Here is a 17,739-nt window from a genome sequence, read left to right on the forward strand (position 1 = left end):
TCAAATGAAGATATAAGCGGGTCCATCCGTTATCATGGGAGAGTGTAAAGCATTGCTTTAAATGAGGGTGGTACCGCCAAATGACTTGGTCCCTCTTTAATAGCAGGGCTTTTTTTATGAATAAGGCTATACACGATGTTGATCTTAACAACAGGTGTGAAACTGCTTTCGGAAAAAGCTCCCAGTCGTAAACGCCGAGGAGGTTCCCGAACGCGCCGCGGAAAGCGAGTGCCGCTGGGTGTAATCAACAGAGAAATTCAACAGAGCTATTATAAAAAACTCCATATAAGAGGTGCTGGAAATGGCAAAAGAATTTGTTAAAGATGTCACGGCAATGGATGAGGATTTTGCTAAGTGGTATACAGATGTCGTAACAAAAGCTGATTTAATTGATTACTCGAGTGTGAGAGGCTCCATGATCATCCGGCCTTACGGCTATGCCCTATGGGAAAACATTAAACAAGAGCTGGATACACGCTTTAAAGAAACAGGACATGAAAATGTCTATATGCCTTTATTCATCCCTGAAAGTCTTCTTCAAAAGGAGAAGGACCATATTGAAGGATTTGCTCCTGAAGTGGCATGGGTCACTCATGGGGGAGAGGAAAAGCTTGCTGAAAGACTTTGTGTACGGCCTACTTCCGAAGTGCTCTTTGCAGAGCATTATCGAAACATTATCCATTCCTATAGAGATTTACCAAAGCTATATAATCAATGGTCTAATGTTGTCCGCTGGGAAAAGACAACGCGTCCGTTTTTAAGAACGCTGGAGTTTTTATGGCAGGAAGGTCATACCTGCCATGCAACGGACGAGGAAGCACTCGAAGAAACCGTTAGAATGCTGAATGTTTATGAAGAAGTATGCGAGAAAGTATTGGCCATTCCTGTTGTGAAAGGGCAGAAAACGGAAAAAGAGAAATTTGCAGGAGCTAAATTGACGTATACAATTGAAAGTTTAATGCATGACGGAAAGGCTCTCCAGTCCGGTACCTCCCACCACTTAGGACAAGGATTTGCCGAAGCCTTTGGCATCCAGTTTACGGATAAAGAAGGGAAGCTCCAGCATGTGCACCAGACCTCATGGGGCTTTACCACCCGTATCATCGGGGCTATGATCATGGTCCATGGTGATGACAGAGGATTAGTGATCCCGCCGAATGCAGCGCCAACCCAGCTTATGATTGTCCCAATCGCCCAGCATAAGGAAGGAGTCTTAGACTATGCTTACGAGCTGAAAAATACCTTATCTAAGTTGGTGCGGGCAGATATAGATGCGAGTGATAAAAAACCAGGCTGGAAATTTAATGAGTATGAAATGAAAGGGATTCCTTTAAGGCTCGAAGTGGGTCCAAAAGATATAGAGAAAAATCAGGTGGTACTGGTCAGACGCGACACAGGGGAGAAACTCATTGTAGCAGCTGACGCCCTGGAATCGACAGTACAAGATCTACTCCGGGATATTCAGCAGAATTTATATCAAAAGGCTATAGATCACAGAGAACAAAAGACAACGCCTGCTGTGACTCTTGAGGAATTGAAGGAGATTGTAGAAACGAAAGCGGGATTTATCAAAGCCATGTGGTGCGGGGATAGAGCGTGCGAAGATTTAATAAAGGAAGAAACAGGTGCTACGTCCAGATGCATTCCGTTTGAGCAGGAGGAGGTTTCGGAGCAATGTGTCTGCTGCGGTAAAAAGGCCGAACAGATGGTATATTGGGCGAAAGCTTACTAAGATCATAGAAAAGCTGCTGTACCCCGGTACAGCAGCTTTTCTTCACTTATTGTTTTTGATAATTCAGAAGCCAGCCGACGCCAAACTGGTCAATGAAGTTGGCGTGTACAGCTCCCCAGAATGTATCCTGGAGTTCCACTGTAACGGTCCCATGGGCACTTAATAATTGATATACACGGCGAATTTCTTCCTCGCTCTCACACTCAAGAGAGATCCGAATGTGGTCTCCCTGAGCTGTTTTGCCAAAGGTATCAGAAAAGTGAATAATGCTTTCACCTACATGAAGCTCTGCATGGAGGCATTTTCCATCTTCGGATTTCTGTATATTTTTAATCTCGGCACCAAGTATGCTCTGATAATGCTTCATAACCTGCTGGCAGTTATCAATAAAAATATATGGACTGGCACTTTTCAACACGCTACCTCCCAGGAAAACTTTTAATACTATCGTACCCGAAAGCTTTCTTGGTAACAATTAACGAATCTTAATATCTATCGCTTCTGCAGCTGGTTCCGGATTATTATTTACCCAGTTTTCAAGTAAAGGCCCGTCTACTCCATAAACGGGATCTTTGTCTGGAAGCGGAACCTGTTTTATGTCCTCTTTGGCTAATACAATTTCTTCCTGTTTTCCAACTCTAAGATTATGCTCCATGCCGTCAGGGTAGGCTCCCGCAACTTCAAAATCCGAACTTGCTGAAATATTTCTATGGCCAGTACCAGCCGGAAGCACGATAATATCACCTTCTGTGACATTCAGTTCTTTTCCGGATTCCCCCCCAATCTGGAGTGTGGCATTTCCTTTGATCACACCTAAAACTTCATGAGTATTGCTATGGTAGTGGTGATATTCAAACACACCGCCAGTCCAGCTGTTAAGCCAATTATTTTTATTAAATATTTTCTCTATATCCGGTTCTTTGCCTTTACAAGCGCGTGAATACAAAATGACAGGCAGAGAGGGGTTGTTAGGTATGGTTCCATCTTCTTGAAACATAAATGTCTGGACTTCGAGCTTTTCCATGTAAATCCCTCAATTCTCTTTTTGTAAGAAATTTCCCTTAAGGAAGGGCATTTAAACAAACGTTTAATTAGTAATTTAAGTTAAGAAAGTAAAACGGCGAGCCTACAAAAGCGTAAATTAATAAAAGTCTCTGTCCGCTTTTCGGACAGAGACCTGCTTATGTTTTAGCATACATACTGAATTTGCGCTCAAGGAATTCCTGCAGGACAGATACCAGTGTGCAGATTCCCCAATAAATAAGGGCCACAACAATATACATCGTCATGTAGTCAAATTCCCTTCCGCCGACAATTTTTGCTTTCTGAAAAAGCTCAGGAACCGTAATCATGGCTGCCAGGGAAGATGCCTTAATTAAGTCCAATAGTACATTGGCAAGCGGGGGCACGGCTATCCGGACTGCCTGCGGAAGGATGATGCCCCTTAATGTCTGCCAATAGGATAATCCAACAGAGGATGCAGCTTCCCATTGCCCTTTATCGATTGAGGTGATAGCAGACCGATTAATCTCTGCCATATAGGCAGCGCTATTCAGACTGAAGCCTAGTAGTGCCGCAGTAACGGCACTAAACTCGATTCCAATGACAGGGAAGCCAAAGTATAAAAGGAAAAGTACAACAAGAATCGGTACTCCTCTCATGAAGGAAATGTAGGCTCTTGCAGGCCAGCGCAATAAAGGCGATTTAGAAGTCCGCCCCAATGCTAAGAAAAACCCAAGCACTAATCCAGCAGCCATGCTTACGAAAGAAATCAGCAGGGTATATCCAATTCCCTCGAGTATATAGGGGAGGGATTGAATGGCCAACTCAGGATTAAACAGGTATTCCCAATGAATGTTTTCCATAATTCCTTCCCCTTTTATTGTTTAGTCTTGAAATTCTACATCCGGTTTTTGGGATACGTCGGCACCTTCATAATATTGCTTAGACAATTTAGATAAAGTGCCATCTTCTTTCATTTCATCAAGTGCAGCATTTATCTTTTCAGCCAGCTCTGTACTGCCTTTTTTCAAGATGATCGCCTGGTTATTAGGATAATATTTAATATCAGGATGGATCGTGACATTTAAATCTTTATAATAGGCTGCCGCTAATCTTTGAAGGTAATAATCGTTTAAAATAACATCGGTGCGGCCCGCCGCCAGATCTTTCATGTACTGATCGCTTGAAGCATTATCATAAATCACTTCTTTTGCGCCGTGCTTGCGGGCTATATCCATGAATACTGTCGTAGCCTCTCCACCAGCTTTTTTACCTTTCAAGTCATCCAGTGTTTTAATTCCGGATAAATCATCCTTGCGGACCATTGCCGTTCCATAAGAATATTTGTAGGGTTTGGTAAACTCGAACTTTTCTTTACGTTCATCCGTAATCGAAATATCGTTAGCCGCAAGATCAACTTTTCCACTGTTGACAGATGTCAGCATTCCGTCAAAGGCCATCTCTGAAAACTCTACTTTCAGCTTCAATCTTTTAGCTAGTTCACGAACAAGTTCGACCTCATAGCCAGTAAGCTCTTTTGATTTTTCATCATGATAGGAAGTAGGGTAGAGGGTACCAGAAGTAGCTACGACTAACTTGCCGTCTTTCTTAATCTGATCCCAGGCAGTTTTTTCTTCTTTCTCTTTATTTCCACCATTTCCGCATGCTGCAATTATAAGGGAAAAGGATAATAGAACAACTAGTGCAGTAAATCTCTTGAACATGTAAATCCTCCTTTATTCTGTTTATCCATTAAAACATTAGCATGTGTTCAGGCAATCCGCAAATATTGAAAAATTTTGAAAAAACTCTCTAAATCTTATTATAATAAGGTTCGGGGAAATAGGTCTGATAATGGAAGGTTGGTGCAATGAGGTATCGGAAACTGGAGAATTCAGGTTTAAAAGTCAGTGAAGTTAGTCTGGGCAGCTACTTAACATTCGGAGAAAGATTGAACGAAGAAGAATCGGCGAGGGTCATACATAAAGCCTTTCATTTAGGGATTAATGTATTTGATACGGCAAATGTCTATCAAAGTGGCAGAGCTGAACAAATTGTAGCATCTGCTCTTAAATCTTTTCCAAGAAACGAATATATTGTGGCAACGAAAGCATATTGGCCAGTGGGAAATGGTGCAAACAGCAGAGGTTTATCCCGGAAACATATTACTTCACAGGTGGAAGCCAGCCTCGTTAGAATGAAACTTGATTATATAGATATTTTCTATTGTCATAGTTTCGACACAGAGACCCCTGTTGAAGAAACACTGAGGACCATTGAAAACTTGATCATGCAAGGCAAAATATTATACGCCGGAGTCTCTAACTGGAACAAGGAACAGTTAGAGGAGGCTGTAAAGATAGCTGATGCCCATTTATGGAGAAGGATCATCGTTCATCAATGTGAATACAGCCTTATAAAACGGGATATTGAACCAGAAATTATCCCCTATTCAAAAAACAATGGAATCTCTCAGATTGTATTCAGTCCACTGGCACAGGGAATCCTTACCGGAAAATATAATAAGTTGATACCTAAAAACAGCAGAGCCACGAACTCAAATACTAACAAGTTTTTTAATCGATTATTTACAAAAGGAAACCTGGAGAAGGCAGCTCAGTTCGAAAGTGTAGCACGCGAACTCGGCTTAACTCTCTCGCAGCTGGCCATCTCATGGGTCCTTGCAAACAAAAATGTCTCAAGTGCATTGGTAGGAGCTTCGTCTACCCAGCAAATCGAAGAGAATACCAGTTCAATCCTTGAAGAGATTCCTGAAGACGTTATGAGGAAAATTGAATATATCTTTAACAGGAAAACACACCTTCAGGATTAAAGGGTGTTTTCTTCGGCTGATTACCCTTGTTCAACGCTTGCAACACTTAAATGATAAGACATGAATTCTGTTTCCTGCTGATAACCGTATGATTCATAGAGTCTTTGTGCTGTGTAGTTATCATGTGCCGTCTGCAAAGAAAGGCCTTTTGCACCGGTCTTGATTGCATATTCCTTTGCAGCATCTAATAGCAGCCTTCCTGCACCGAGCTTTCTGGCATCCTCATGTACATACAAATCATTAAGGATAAGGTCCCTTTTCATAGAGACGGAGGAAAAGGTAGGATAAAGCTGTGTGAACCCAGCATAGGTCCCATCGTTAACGGCTGCAAAAATAATCGAGTCACGATTAATAAGCCTTTCTTTTATGAAAGCCTGTGCAGCATCCAGGTCGGACGGCTGTCTATAAAAAATGCGATACAGGTTAAAAAGTTCGGAAATACCTTCTAAATCTTCAATGGAAGCTTGATAAATATTCATGGGTCACCTCATGGCTTATTTAATGTGAATCATTACACGGGGTTTGTCTAGTTGGACGGTTTTATCATTCATTATAACAAACAGCTGCCGCGTACGAAGCAGCTGTTTGTGGTATTAAAGGGGAGTGCTGACGGACTGTTCTACCATCTCTAAGAAGATAAGCAGCACTCCAGGATCGTCTGTTAACTCCGGGTGAAAGGAGCAAGCGAGCAGGTGATTCTGCCGGGCCATTACGATGCTGCCCTCGCAGGTCGCTAACACTTCCACTTCACTGCCCGCTTGTTCAATATAGGGAGCTCGAATGAACACGGCAGGAAAAGGGTTTAATAAACCTTCAACAGGAATTTCTGCCTCAAAGCTCTCTTTTTGACGGCCGAATGCATTTCTTTGAACCGTAATATCCATGAGACCCAGATGGCTGTCTTCTGATCCGGATACACGCTCCGCAAGAAGAACCATGCCGGCGCAAGTCCCGAAAATGGGCTTCTTCAAGGCAGAAAATGCCTGAATCTTCTCAACAAAGCCGAATTGATCCATAAGCTTCCGGATTGCCGTGCTTTCGCCGCCAGGAATAATTAATGCATCAATCCCATCTAACTGATGGGGGAGCTTGATGACTGTACCTTGATGGCCGGCTGACACAATACTCTTCAGATGTTCTTCCACAGCACCCTGTAATCCAAGGATCCCTATTGTTGCCATAGTATTTCTTCCTTTCTTTTCAAACACAAACTAGCACCTTCGGTTCATAAGCCAATCGTCATCTAAGGCAAGAGGGACCTTTTGCTGCGGCTCGTCTTATGCCTGTCAGGTGTCTGCTTTTTATTTATATTGTAGTTTTTAACTAGGTTAGGAAATTCATAGTACTTTAAATAAGGTTATTTATAAAAAGCTCCGTTCTTCGCTTTTATGGTGTCCAGCTGCGAACTGCCATCCTCCCGTCATAAGCCAAGCAGTCCATGAGAAGAAAGAGCGCTTCTCACGGCCTGCTCGTCTTATGCTACTCGGATGGCTGCCTTCAATTAAATAGCTAATTAAACTTAGATTGCTAAACTTTCATCTCTTAAACAGTTTTTTTAGAAGGCACCGTTCTCCGCATTTCTGGTTGTCCAGCTGCAGCGCCTAGACCCTCGAGACATAAGCCAATCAGTCCATGGGAAGAAAAACCGCTTCCCACGGCCTGCCCGGCTTATGCTTATCGGGTCTGAGCAAGGCGCTTCCGCATTTCATTTTTACCATCCACGATTTTGCATCCTGTCTTGCGGCTGCAGTTTGGAGATTTCGATGCCTTTCATAGCTGTTCCTAGTTCTTTGGATAATTCGGCGATTAGTTTGTAGTCTTGGTAGTGTGTTGTGGCTTGGACGATTGCACGTGCAAATTTTTCTGGGTTGTCGGATTTGAAGATTCCGGATCCTACGAATACACCGTCTGCTCCAAGTTCCATCATTAGGGCTGCATCTGCAGGTGTTGCTACACCGCCGGCTGCAAAGTTCACTACCGGAAGGCGGCCTTCCCGTCTGATATCAAGCAATATGTGGTACGGAGCACCAAGGTTTTTTGCTTCCGTCATGATTTCGTCTTCACTCATGTTTACGATTTTACGTATGCCGGCATTTACAGTACGCATATGCCGGACAGCTTCGACGATGTTCCCGGTTCCAGGCTCCCCTTTTGTACGAAGCATGGAAGCTCCTTCGCCAATTCTTCTGGCAGCCTCGCCTAAATCGCGGCATCCGCATACAAAAGGTACAGTAAATGTATTTTTTTGAAGGTGAAACTCTTCGTCTGCTGGAGTCAACACTTCACTTTCATCCAGGTAATCGACACCCATTGCTTCTAATACTCGGGCTTCTACGATATGACCGATACGTGCTTTTGCCATTACGGGGATGGTCACTGCATTCATGACTTCTTCCACAATACGAGGGTCAGCCATTCTAGCTACACCGCCAGCTGCCCGAATATCAGAGGGAACGCGTTCAAGAGCCATAACTGCCACGGCTCCTGAAGCCTCTGCGATTTTTGCCTGCTCTGCATTAATTACGTCCATGATAACTCCGCCCTTTTGCATTTGGGCCATTCCTCGTTTTACACGATCAGTTCCAGTTAAGATTTGAGACATTCCAATTCCTCCTAAATTATCTAAAAATTTATTATTATTAGTATAAAAAGAGTGTGGCTTGATTAAAAGTGCCAGTTTTATATAAAATGGTGGGGTCAGATGTCGGGAGGTATTTTAATGGATATGTTATCGATACAGCTGGATCGGGCAGACGGCAGCCCATTATATGACCAATTATATGAATATATTAAAAAAGAAATTATGGAAGGGCGGCTTGTTTATCAAACTAAGATGCCTTCTAAAAGAAAGCTTTCGGAGTTTCTCCAGATCAGCCAAAATACAGTTGAATCGGCCTATGAACAGCTAGTAGCGGAGGGTTATCTGGATGCAGTGCCCCGAAAGGGATATTATGTGATGGCTTATGAGGATCTGGCCTATGTGAATAAACAAAAGTTAAGTGAACGGGTGATTACAGGGAAACAGGAAAGCGAGCGTTTCCATTTTCACCCAAGCCGGATTGATTCAGCTCCCTTCCCTTTTTCAAGATGGAGAAAATATGCAAAGGATATGATAAGCGAAGAACACATGGACCTCTTAGCCTTGGGCAATTTTAAGGGGGAAATGGAGCTCCGTCAGGAAATTTCCTCGTATTTATACCATTCCAGGGGTGTCGTTTGTTCACCGGAACAGATTATTATTGGATCCGGTACAGAATATTTACTCCCTCAGCTTGTCCATTTGCTAGGGGATGAATCTGTTTATGCCATTGAAGAGCCAGGGTACCAATTAACCAAACATATTCTGAGTATCAGAAATAAAGAGGTAATTCCGGTTCTTGTGGATGAAGAAGGGATCATGGTTGAAGACCTGAAGACAACGGGAGCAACCACTGCCTATGTAACTCCTTCCCACCAATTTCCTTACGGAAGTGTCCTATCTATTAACCGAAGGACACAGCTGCTCAATTGGGCTCATAGTTCCAATGCTCACTATATTATTGAGGATGATTATGACAGCGAATTCCGTTACACGGGAAAATCGATTCCATCCCTGCAGAGTATGGATAAGGCAGAGAAAGTGATTTATTTAAGTACCTTTTCAAAATCCTTGATGCCTTCGCTCAGAATTGGCTATATGGTTCTTCCGCCAAAATTGCTAGAAAAGTATCAGCGGGAATTTTCATTTTACAGCTCCAGTGTATCCCGCTTTGACCAGCATATATTAGCTAGATTTATGAAGGAAGGAGATTTTGAAAAACATCTAAACCGGATGAGGAAAATATACCGGAGGAAATTAGAAACAGTGGTTGATTTGTTAAGACCGTATAACAAGAAGATTGGTATTATAGGAGAAAGTGCGGGACTTCATATTATTCTGACCGTTGATAATGGGATGAATGAAAAAGAACTGATTGATAAGGCATCCGCAGCCAGCATCCGTATATATGGTTTGTCAAAATACTCCCTGATTAAGCGGGAAGAGGCTGTCCCAAGTATTGTATTAGGCTTTGCAGGGATTCCTCAGGAAGACTTGGTAACTGCAATCGGAATGCTGCTTGAGAGCTGGGGGATGAATTAAAAAGGGTGTACCGGCGGGGGTTGGTGCATCTTTTTTTGCATATTTTGGTGTAATTTTATGTGGATTTTATAATTATAAATGCAAAATCCTTTAGAAGTTCTTAAAAGAGTGCCAAAAAGTAAGTATCCTAGGTTTCTAGTAAGAGCAGAGAGCGGGCACGAGCCGCTTATACTTAAGTTTTAGAGTTTTATGCTTCCGTTTTTAAGATTTATGCTTTAGTTTCACCCTTTTATGCTTGGGTTTGTACCATTTATGCTTATGCCGATGGTTTCTATGCTTATGCCGGGGACATTATGCTTATATTTATTGCTTTATGCTTCTAAAGGGAGATTTATGCTGATTTTCCTTCACCCCGAGCTAAAACTATCTGTAAAAATTTTCAAAAACTTGCAACTTTTTGATATGGTAAAACGTGGATGTTGTAGAAAGGGGGATACGGGTTGGATCTAGATGAGGCATACCGGTTATATGTGAATGATTTATACCGTTATTTATATTCCCTTTCTAAAAGCCATTTTACAGCTGAAGATTTAGTTCAGGAGTCGTACTATAAAGCCTTTTTATACATGGAAGATTACGAGATTAAGAACATAAAAACGTGGCTGTTTAAGGTGGCTTATCATGCCTTTATCGACTGGCAGAGAAGAATAAGCGGCTGGTGCTTTATGAAGAGACGGTAGGAAAACCATCCACGGAGATGGACACTCCCCTTGCCAGGCTTCTTATGAAAGAAAAGTATCAGCTGTTATTATCAGGTATTGATTTATTGAAAGAAGTTGAAAAACATGCTGTCATTTTGTGTGATTTACATGGTATGTCCAATCAAGAGGCTGCAGCGGTTTTAAATGTGAAGCTTAATACGTTGAAGAGTCATTTACTGAGAGGTAGGAAAAAGTTAAAAGAATTCCTAAAAGAAAGGAAGGAGTAAGATGCAAGAAGAGGAAAAAGATGTAGGTAAGGAAAGCAAATATACACAAGACGAATACAGCCATTTTGTAGATTCTTCAATCAAAGAATTTGAGGTAGATTTCTTTATAACGGAGGAGAGTCAACGGAAGATTGTACAGACTGGTAAGAACCAGGCCGCAAAAATGAATATCATGATAAGTCTTGCCTTGCTGCTTCTTATCATTCCTATTCTGACTTTAGCAACTTACGCTTATTATGCTATTGGCGGAGAAGGTGACAAACTGATTGAAATTGCGGATAAAACGTTGTACATTACAGAACCAAATATGAGTTTAGAAGAAATGAAGATTGAAAATGAATTTGGGTTGTTCTCTATGGACATACATTACGATGTATTTAAACGGATAGGTAATGCGGAGTATAAAATCGGTAATCAATTTATTCACTTTGGGCTGGATCAGCCTAACTTCCCAATAAATGAGTTTTATTTAGAGAGGCCATTGCCAGAGAATCCGTATAAGCAAGAGAATGAATTTTTATCTCATCCCAATGCACGTATTTTACCCGGATCAGATTGGGGGATACTGAAAGGTCTGCCGGATGGCACAGTTTCGGAAGTGTATGTATCGCTATCCAGCCTGCAGAATCCAGAAAAATTTGAGGAAACGCTTCCGGATTATACGGAGCTGGTGTGGGTTGCAGTAGATACAGGGATGGAAGAAAAGATGATTGACAGTGAAGGAAAGCTTATAACACCAATTGGATACCCCTATCAGGAAGACCCTGATAACTGGTCGCCTTTTAATGGCGATGAGGTAAATAGTAAACAGTTTATAGAAGCATTAGATTTTTTAGAGAAGAATGAAGAAACGGCTGTCAAAATCGCACGCGCAAAAACGCTTTGCATAAAACAACGAAGTGATTATATAAAAAAACATGGAATTAAAATATATGGAGCAGTAGTAACGGGGCCAACGAAAGAGCTGAGGCTTCTAGAAAAGATGCAGGAAGTTCGTTCCATTAAAGTGGGGGAAGTGAAGTTATGGAATTTACGATGAAAAGTAAAAAGACGAAAAATCGTCTTCAAACGTTTACTGGTTACTTATCCTTTTTGATAGCTCTGATAGCCTTGATATTTTTGAATGCAGGTCTCCTGCTAAAAACGGAGCAGATGCCAAATTTTTTCATTATTGAGCTGCCGCAGATCGGGTTAATGCTTGGCATTATTGGGATTTTCAGCCGGAATCGCTCAAGACTTTTTGCGATATGGGGTATAGCGTTACATTTATTTATCTTTCTATTTATCTTTTTGATGATTATTTTTGGTCTCAGTATTAACCCTAAGCCTTAAGAAATTTGAATCTGAAAAGCTAAAGACAATTCATCCTTCCTTCCTGGAGCGCTCGAATATGAATCAGCTGCTCCCTGCCCCCCCTCTTGTTCCAGGACAATAAAACTATACAAGCCAGCCATCTCCATTTGCTCCCATTTTATTCGATAAAATGATACATAAAATTACTTTAAATGGAATTTTTTATGGTAAGATTTCAGTATAGAAGAGCGGAGGGGGAGACAAAGTGGAGTTGGAAACGAAAAAGAAGAATAAGAGTAATATTTCGGTCCGTTTTAATGTTCTTTTCTTCTTTGTATTTATTTTGTTTTCCGTCCTGGTGATCAGGCTGGGTTTCGTACAAATCGTTTACGGTGAAAGCTTTAGACGCGAAGTGGAACGGACAGAGGATGTTATTGTCAAAAATCCTATGCCAAGAGGGGAAATCGTGGATCGCTTTGGCAGGAGCATTGTAGCGAATGAACCGCAGCGGGCCATTACGTATACAAGGCAGCAGGATACTTCCACCAAAAAGATGGTGGAAACCGCTAGAAAGCTTGCTGCATATATAGAGAAGGATACGAAAAAGGTTACGGAACGGGAGAAAAAGGATTTCTGGATTCTTAAGTACCCGGAAAGAGCGGAAAACAAGGTCACCAAAAAAGAGAAAAGGCTTATTGAAACAAAGGAGATGTCTGAAAAGGAGCTATACAATCTCCAATTGGATAGAATCACAGCTAAGGAGCTTAAGGAATTAACATCTGATGATTTAGAAGTACTGGCCATTTATAGAGAGATGACAAGCGGCTACGCCTTGACCACTCAATTTATTAAGAATAAAGATGTAACTGATAAGGAGTTTGCTATCGTCAGTGAAAGTTTAGACGACCTACCCGGAGTGGATACGACGGTTGACTGGCACAGGACCAATAAATTTGGAAATACGCTGAGTTCTGTCCTGGGGGCTGTTACATCCACAGAGGAAGGACTCCCAAAAGAAGAGGCAGATAAGTTTGTTGCCATGGGCTACGGCAGAAATGAACGTGTAGGCAAAAGTTATTTAGAGATGCAATATGAAGATGTACTGAGCGGCAAAAGAGAGCGGGTTAAAAATGTTACTTATAAAGGGACTACCATCAAGTCCAGCACGGTGTCTAAGGGACAGAGAGGCGATGACCTCGTGCTCACGATTGATATGGATCTGCAGAAGAAAGTGGAAAGAATTGTATCTGATGAATTAGTTAATACCAAGAGGTCATATGGTGACACGCCTTTCCTTGACCGTGCTTATGTGGTCCTCGCTGATCCTTATAGCGGAGAGATCAGGGCCATCGCAGGAAAAAGGTATGTACGTGATAAGAAAACCGGAGAATATAAAGTCCAGGATGATGCCCTTGGGACTTTCACAACCTCCTATACCATGGGTTCTGTAGTAAAAGGTGCAACTGTATTGACAGGCTATCAGACAGGAGCGATAGCACCTGGCAATTATGAAGTGGATGAACCAATCGTTCTTAAAGGCACACAGGTTAAGAAATCCTATAGTACGTTCGGAAGTATCAATGATTTAAAGGCCCTAAAAGTGTCTTCGAACGTGTATATGTTTAAAACGGCCATGAAGATAGGGGGCACTCATTATGTTCCGAACGGAACCTTAAATCTGCAGCCGGACACTTTTTCGATTATGAGAAATACATTTGCCCAATTTGGCCTCGGGGTTAAAACGGGAATTGATCTTCCTAATGAGACCTCAGGTATGAAAAATTCAGATACCACTCCGGGTCTTGCCCTGGATTTAGCTATCGGGCAGAATGATACCTACACGCCTCTTCAGCTTGTTCAATATGTGTCAGCGATAGCTAATGGAGGGAACCGGGTTAAACCGCATCTGGTTAAACAAATCCGGCAGCCAGCCGAGAAAAAAGGCGAACTGGGACCTGTGCTGAGTGAAGTCGAACCAGTTGTATTAAATCGGCTCGATATGAAACCGGAATGGGTGGAGCGGATCCAGGAGGGGTTCCGCATGGTAATGCAGGAGCAGGGCGGTACTGGATACAGTACCTTTGGAGGCAAAGATTATAACCCTGCAGGAAAAACAGGAACAGCTCAGGCCTTTTATGACGGCCCAGACCGAAAGAAGTACGGCAAAGAGCCGCCGCCAACCTGGAATATAACATTGATTGGCTATGCTCCCTATAACAATCCGGAAATAGCGATGTCTGTGGTAGTGCCATGGGCGTATCAATCAAATGATCACGGGATGAACAAGAAAATCGGCAGTAAAGTGTTGGATGCCTATTTTGATCTTAAGAAAAAACGAGAAGGCGGAACAAATACTGACGAAACATCTGGCGCAAATGAAGAAGGTACTGCAAACTGAAACATGCCTAAAAAAATTTTTTATTTTCAACAATCTATATACACAAAATGAAGGCTGATTTGGTACTATGTTACTATCAGTCTTTTTTTGTGATATTTGCCTAAAAAAACATCTATTAGTCCAGCTATATATTGAAATATTTCTCAAAAAGAAAAATTTGCTATTTTCATAGAAAGAAAAAAGGGTATCAAAGTAAGAAATGGATATAAAGGAGGGTAAAACGTTGGAAACCTTAAAGCGAAAATTTCCTTTTCTGCTTCTTTTATTAATCATTCCTGCATTAGGATTTATATATACAGTGTTAAATGAAAACCCCCGAAGAGCCACAAGTATCTCAACCGCACTGGATCAGCATATCCCATTTATTCCTGTATTTATTATTCCTTATATTATTTGGTATGCCTATGTACTTGGTTATTTAATTTATTTTTGTTTCAAGGATACCAAGGTGTATATTAAGTCGTTGATCACTATTACAATTGGTGAGTGTATCTGCTTCATTATTTTCTTCTACTTCCAAACGACAGTGAATCGGCCTGAAATTAGTCCTGAGGTGCCTTTCTACCATTTAGTAAACTTTATCTATGAAAATGACAGGCCCTTTAACTGCTTTCCGAGCATCCATGTATTGACTACCTATGTAATTATGCTTGCTTCCCTGCATATTAAAAACAAGCATCCTCTTCACAGTATATTAATTCAGGGCATGGGCAGCTTAATTATCTTGTCCACACTGTTCGTGAAACAGCATGTCATCTGGGATATGGTAGGGTCCATGTTCTTGGTCAGCTACATTTATGGCATCATATTTGAACTGGTTAATATTCGAATCGCACAAAAAGCAAAAACAGTTGAAAAATAAGGCTGCTGAATTTTATTCAGCAGTTTTTTTATTAGGCTGTTTTCGTAGACTTTGTTGCTATCGAACATGGTGGTGGATTTCTGCTCCAGGATGCTCGCTTTCCGCGGGGCGGGCGGTGAGCCTCCTCAGCTCCGCCTGCGGGGTCTCACCTGTCCCGCTGCTCCCGCAGGAGTCTCGCACCTTACGCTCCAATCATCCTGATTTAGCAATGGGATTGCCTCACAGAACTCATTAAAAAACAACCATCTTTAAGAAAAGAGCCTTTTATTATAATCGGGATGTTTCATGCCTGTTTTTTTTGCCGACGTTGTGGGTAGAATGCTTGTAATGATCCATAGTTGAGGTAGGAGGAGGCCAATGAAAAAATCATTCTGGGGTTCCTTTTTATTCGGAGTCGGTATAATCGGTATGCTCGACGGAATCATATTCCACCAAATCCTGCAATGGCACAGTATGTACATGCCGGTAAACCGGCACCATCAAGTTATGAGTGATGGATATTTTCACTTGGCTGTGACCATTATTATCTTTATATCCGGGATTCTGCTCTGGAATAGTGATCCCCGGCAAAATGAGCATCATACGAGGAAATTCTGGGGGGGATTCTTGCTCGGAGCTGGCATATTTAACTTCTTAGAAGGAATCATCGACCACCATATTCTTCAGGTTCACCATGTCCGACCAGGTGAACAACAGCTGATGTATGATTTGATTTTTGATGCATCAGGTCTCTTAATGATATTAATCGGCTGGTATTTATACCGAAGCAGAAAAAAGGGAACGAAAGAGTAGATTCCGAATTCCTATGCAAACTGGTCTAAAGTTTGTATAAAAAACCCCTTTATTCACAAAATAAGATGACAACTTTTAGGGAGTGAATAAAGTGGACGCAAATCGTGTAAAACAAATTCTATCTTCATCGGCTGAAATTGGTGTGGAGTATAATGGTGTGTCTGTATGGATCGATAAACTAAACGAAGATGGCCGGACAGCGACTGTTCATCCAAGAGACTTGGAAGAAAGATCAACTGTGGAAATTCGCGAACTGAAAGAAATGTAGTACAGCATAAGCTTCCCGCCAGCGGGAGGCTTTTTACGTTTTGAGGCTCAATTATGGGAAATCTTAGTCAAATGACACAAATCCATGTAGAATAAAGAATTATAGACATAGAGAGGTTGGAGGAGTCAGTATTATGGAAAACCAGGCTTTAATAGCAGTCACTATTTTTCTAATTACATATGCAATTATCATTACCGAAAAAATTCACCGCACCATCGTAGCATTAATCGGCGGACTGCTGTTGATTATGTTTGGAGTCATGGATCAGGAGAGTGCCGTCCACCACATAGACTTCAATACAATAGGGCTGTTAATAGGTATGATGATCATCGTCTCCATTACAGCCGAAACTGGGATTTTTAAGTATCTTGCCATAAAGACCGCCAAATTGGCAAAAGCGGATCCAGTTAAGATATTGATAGCTCTTGCCATTCTCACTGCCGTAGCGTCCGCTCTGCTGGATAATGTGACTACAGTCCTGCTTGTTGTACCGGTTACCTTGAGTATTACGTCAAAGCTGAATGTTAACCCAATGCCCTATTTGATTTCACAGATTATGGCTTCTAACATTGGCGGAACAGCCACAATGATCGGGGATCCCCCTAATATCATGATAGGGAGTGCCGTGAAGGAACTTACATTTTTGGCCTTTATTGACAACTTGGCAGCGATCAGCTTTTTTATCTTGTTTGTGACCGTTGGCATCTTTGCTTTGATATACCGGAAAAGGCTGAAGACCACTGAAAGCTTAAAGGCTGAATTGATGAAGAGTAATGAACGAAAAGAACTGAAAGACCAGCTTCTTCTAAAAAAATGTTTGTTCATCATTGGTCTTACTATCTTAGGCTTCTTCCTGCATCAATTCATCCATATAGAAACAGCCACGATTGCCCTCTTTGGCGCGTTTTTGCTGTTATTGCTGACAGGCGAAGATCATCTGGAAAGCTCTTTAGAAAGAGTAGAGTGGACAACCTTATTTTTCTTTATCGGATTGTTTGTCATTGTCGGCGGTCTTGTCGATACCGGAATCATAAAGTCCATTGCAAAAGGTGCGATTGAACTCACAAAAGGAGATGTAGCTGCAGCCTCTATGCTGATCCTCTGGGTAAGCGCAATTGCCTCCGCCTTCATAGATAATATCCCATTTGTGGCAACCATGATCCCGCTTATTAAGGACATGGGCGCGATGGGTATTGATAATTTAGAACCGATATGGTGGAGCCTTGCTTTGGGAGCCTGCCTGGGTGGAAATGGGACCTTGATCGGAGCGAGCGCCAACCTTGTAGTAGCAGGACTCGCGGCCAAAAAAGGACATAATATCTCATTTATGAAATATCTACTGATTGGCTTTCCGCTCATGCTGGTGTCCATCGTTATTTCGACTCTATACATTTATTTAAGATATTTGCTTTAAATAAAGGCTGTTTTCGCAAACCATGTTGTTATTGAACAAGGAGGTAGATTTCCACTACAGGATGCTCGCTTTCCGCGGGGCGGGCGCTGAGCCTCCT

At 41.8% G+C, this 17,739-nt stretch carries 19 protein-coding genes and 1 other annotated feature (1 of these 20 only partly in view); of the genes, 12 read left to right on the forward strand and 7 right to left on the reverse strand.

All coding sequences use genetic code 11. The annotated features are described in order from the left end of the window. Positions 1-97: a binding site (T-box leader), on the forward strand; it begins 111 nt to the left of the window's first position. Positions 98-301: 204 nt separating this feature from the next. Then, the gene (gene proS / locus CUU66_RS16865; RefSeq protein WP_101644268.1) at positions 302-1,732 is read left to right on the forward strand and encodes a proline--tRNA ligase; all 1,431 of its coding nucleotides are present in this window, start codon (positions 302-304) and stop codon (positions 1,730-1,732) included. A gap of 46 nt (positions 1,733-1,778) precedes the next feature. On the opposite strand, the gene CUU66_RS16870 is transcribed toward proS, so the two are convergent. The 4 genes from CUU66_RS16870 to CUU66_RS16885 form a co-directional block, all read right to left on the reverse strand. Next, positions 1,779-2,147 carry a VOC family protein gene (locus tag CUU66_RS16870; protein WP_101644270.1) on the reverse strand — a complete coding sequence of 123 codons (369 nt, stop codon included), beginning with the start codon at positions 2,145-2,147 and terminating at the stop codon, positions 1,779-1,781. A 60-nt stretch (positions 2,148-2,207) separates the two neighbouring features. Next, positions 2,208-2,756, reverse strand: coding sequence for a cupin domain-containing protein (locus CUU66_RS16875; RefSeq protein WP_101644273.1), 549 nt, complete (start codon positions 2,754-2,756; stop codon positions 2,208-2,210). Between the two features lie 157 nt (positions 2,757-2,913). Further along, the gene (locus tag CUU66_RS16880) at positions 2,914-3,597 is read right to left on the reverse strand and encodes an amino acid ABC transporter permease (RefSeq protein WP_374703009.1); all 684 of its coding nucleotides are present in this window, start codon (positions 3,595-3,597) and stop codon (positions 2,914-2,916) included. Positions 3,598-3,618: 21 nt separating this feature from the next. Next, the gene (locus CUU66_RS16885) at positions 3,619-4,458 is read right to left on the reverse strand and encodes a transporter substrate-binding domain-containing protein (RefSeq protein ID WP_101644278.1); all 840 of its coding nucleotides are present in this window, start codon (positions 4,456-4,458) and stop codon (positions 3,619-3,621) included. A 146-nt stretch (positions 4,459-4,604) separates the two neighbouring features. On the opposite strand from CUU66_RS16885, the gene CUU66_RS16890 reads away from it, so the two are divergent. Next, complete coding sequence (locus CUU66_RS16890) at positions 4,605-5,567, forward strand: aldo/keto reductase family protein (RefSeq protein WP_101644280.1); 963 nt, start codon at positions 4,605-4,607, stop codon at positions 5,565-5,567. Positions 5,568-5,587: 20 nt separating this feature from the next. On the opposite strand, the gene CUU66_RS16895 is transcribed toward CUU66_RS16890, so the two are convergent. The 3 genes from CUU66_RS16895 to pdxS form a co-directional block, all read right to left on the reverse strand. Then, positions 5,588-6,046, reverse strand: a complete 459-nt coding sequence (locus CUU66_RS16895) for a GNAT family N-acetyltransferase (protein ID WP_101644282.1) — start codon at positions 6,044-6,046, stop codon at positions 5,588-5,590. Positions 6,047-6,160: 114 nt separating this feature from the next. Next, a complete protein-coding gene (pdxT, locus tag CUU66_RS16900) occupies positions 6,161-6,748 on the reverse strand; it encodes a pyridoxal 5'-phosphate synthase glutaminase subunit PdxT (RefSeq protein WP_101644284.1) in 588 nt (195 codons plus the stop codon). 530 nt (positions 6,749-7,278) lie between these two features. After that, the gene (gene pdxS, locus CUU66_RS16905) at positions 7,279-8,169 is read right to left on the reverse strand and encodes a pyridoxal 5'-phosphate synthase lyase subunit PdxS (RefSeq protein WP_101644286.1); all 891 of its coding nucleotides are present in this window, start codon (positions 8,167-8,169) and stop codon (positions 7,279-7,281) included. 117 nt (positions 8,170-8,286) lie between these two features. Between pdxS and pdxR the strand changes: the two genes are divergently transcribed. From pdxR to CUU66_RS16950, 10 genes are all read left to right on the forward strand, one after another. Then, entirely contained in the window at positions 8,287-9,687 is a 1,401-nt protein-coding gene (gene pdxR, locus CUU66_RS16910) for a MocR-like pyridoxine biosynthesis transcription factor PdxR (protein ID WP_101644288.1), read from the forward strand. Between the two features lie 440 nt (positions 9,688-10,127). Next, positions 10,128-10,367 carry a sigma factor gene (locus CUU66_RS24980; RefSeq protein WP_257968038.1) on the forward strand — a complete coding sequence of 80 codons (240 nt, stop codon included), beginning with the start codon at positions 10,128-10,130 and terminating at the stop codon, positions 10,365-10,367. Beyond that, positions 10,346-10,615, forward strand: a complete 270-nt coding sequence (locus CUU66_RS24985) for an RNA polymerase sigma factor (protein ID WP_257968039.1) — start codon at positions 10,346-10,348, stop codon at positions 10,613-10,615. The genes CUU66_RS24980 and CUU66_RS24985 overlap by 22 nt, the downstream gene beginning before the upstream one ends. A gap of 1 nt (position 10,616) precedes the next feature. Beyond that, entirely contained in the window at positions 10,617-11,654 is a 1,038-nt protein-coding gene (locus CUU66_RS16920; RefSeq protein WP_101644290.1) for an anti-sigma factor, read from the forward strand. Further along, positions 11,639-11,947, forward strand: a complete 309-nt coding sequence (locus CUU66_RS16925) for a hypothetical protein (RefSeq protein ID WP_101644292.1) — start codon at positions 11,639-11,641, stop codon at positions 11,945-11,947. Before CUU66_RS16920 ends, CUU66_RS16925 begins: the two co-directional genes overlap by 16 nt. Before the next feature lie 232 nt (positions 11,948-12,179). After that, entirely contained in the window at positions 12,180-14,306 is a 2,127-nt protein-coding gene (locus CUU66_RS16930) for a peptidoglycan D,D-transpeptidase FtsI family protein (protein WP_101644309.1), read from the forward strand. A 223-nt stretch (positions 14,307-14,529) separates the two neighbouring features. After that, positions 14,530-15,168, forward strand: a complete 639-nt coding sequence (locus CUU66_RS16935; protein WP_257968040.1) for a phosphatase PAP2 family protein — start codon at positions 14,530-14,532, stop codon at positions 15,166-15,168. A 357-nt stretch (positions 15,169-15,525) separates the two neighbouring features. Then, positions 15,526-15,960 carry a DUF2243 domain-containing protein gene (locus CUU66_RS16940; RefSeq protein WP_101644297.1) on the forward strand — a complete coding sequence of 145 codons (435 nt, stop codon included), beginning with the start codon at positions 15,526-15,528 and terminating at the stop codon, positions 15,958-15,960. 91 nt (positions 15,961-16,051) lie between these two features. After that, positions 16,052-16,228, forward strand: a complete 177-nt coding sequence (locus CUU66_RS16945) for an H-type small acid-soluble spore protein (protein WP_101644299.1) — start codon at positions 16,052-16,054, stop codon at positions 16,226-16,228. A 133-nt stretch (positions 16,229-16,361) separates the two neighbouring features. Further along, positions 16,362-17,642 carry an ArsB/NhaD family transporter gene (locus tag CUU66_RS16950; protein ID WP_101644301.1) on the forward strand — a complete coding sequence of 427 codons (1,281 nt, stop codon included), beginning with the start codon at positions 16,362-16,364 and terminating at the stop codon, positions 17,640-17,642. Positions 17,643-17,739 lie beyond the last annotated feature (97 nt).

This window comes from Peribacillus deserti (genome assembly GCF_002863585.1).
GTDB classification, from domain to species: domain Bacteria; phylum Bacillota; class Bacilli; order Bacillales; family DSM-1321; genus Paraperibacillus; species Paraperibacillus deserti_A.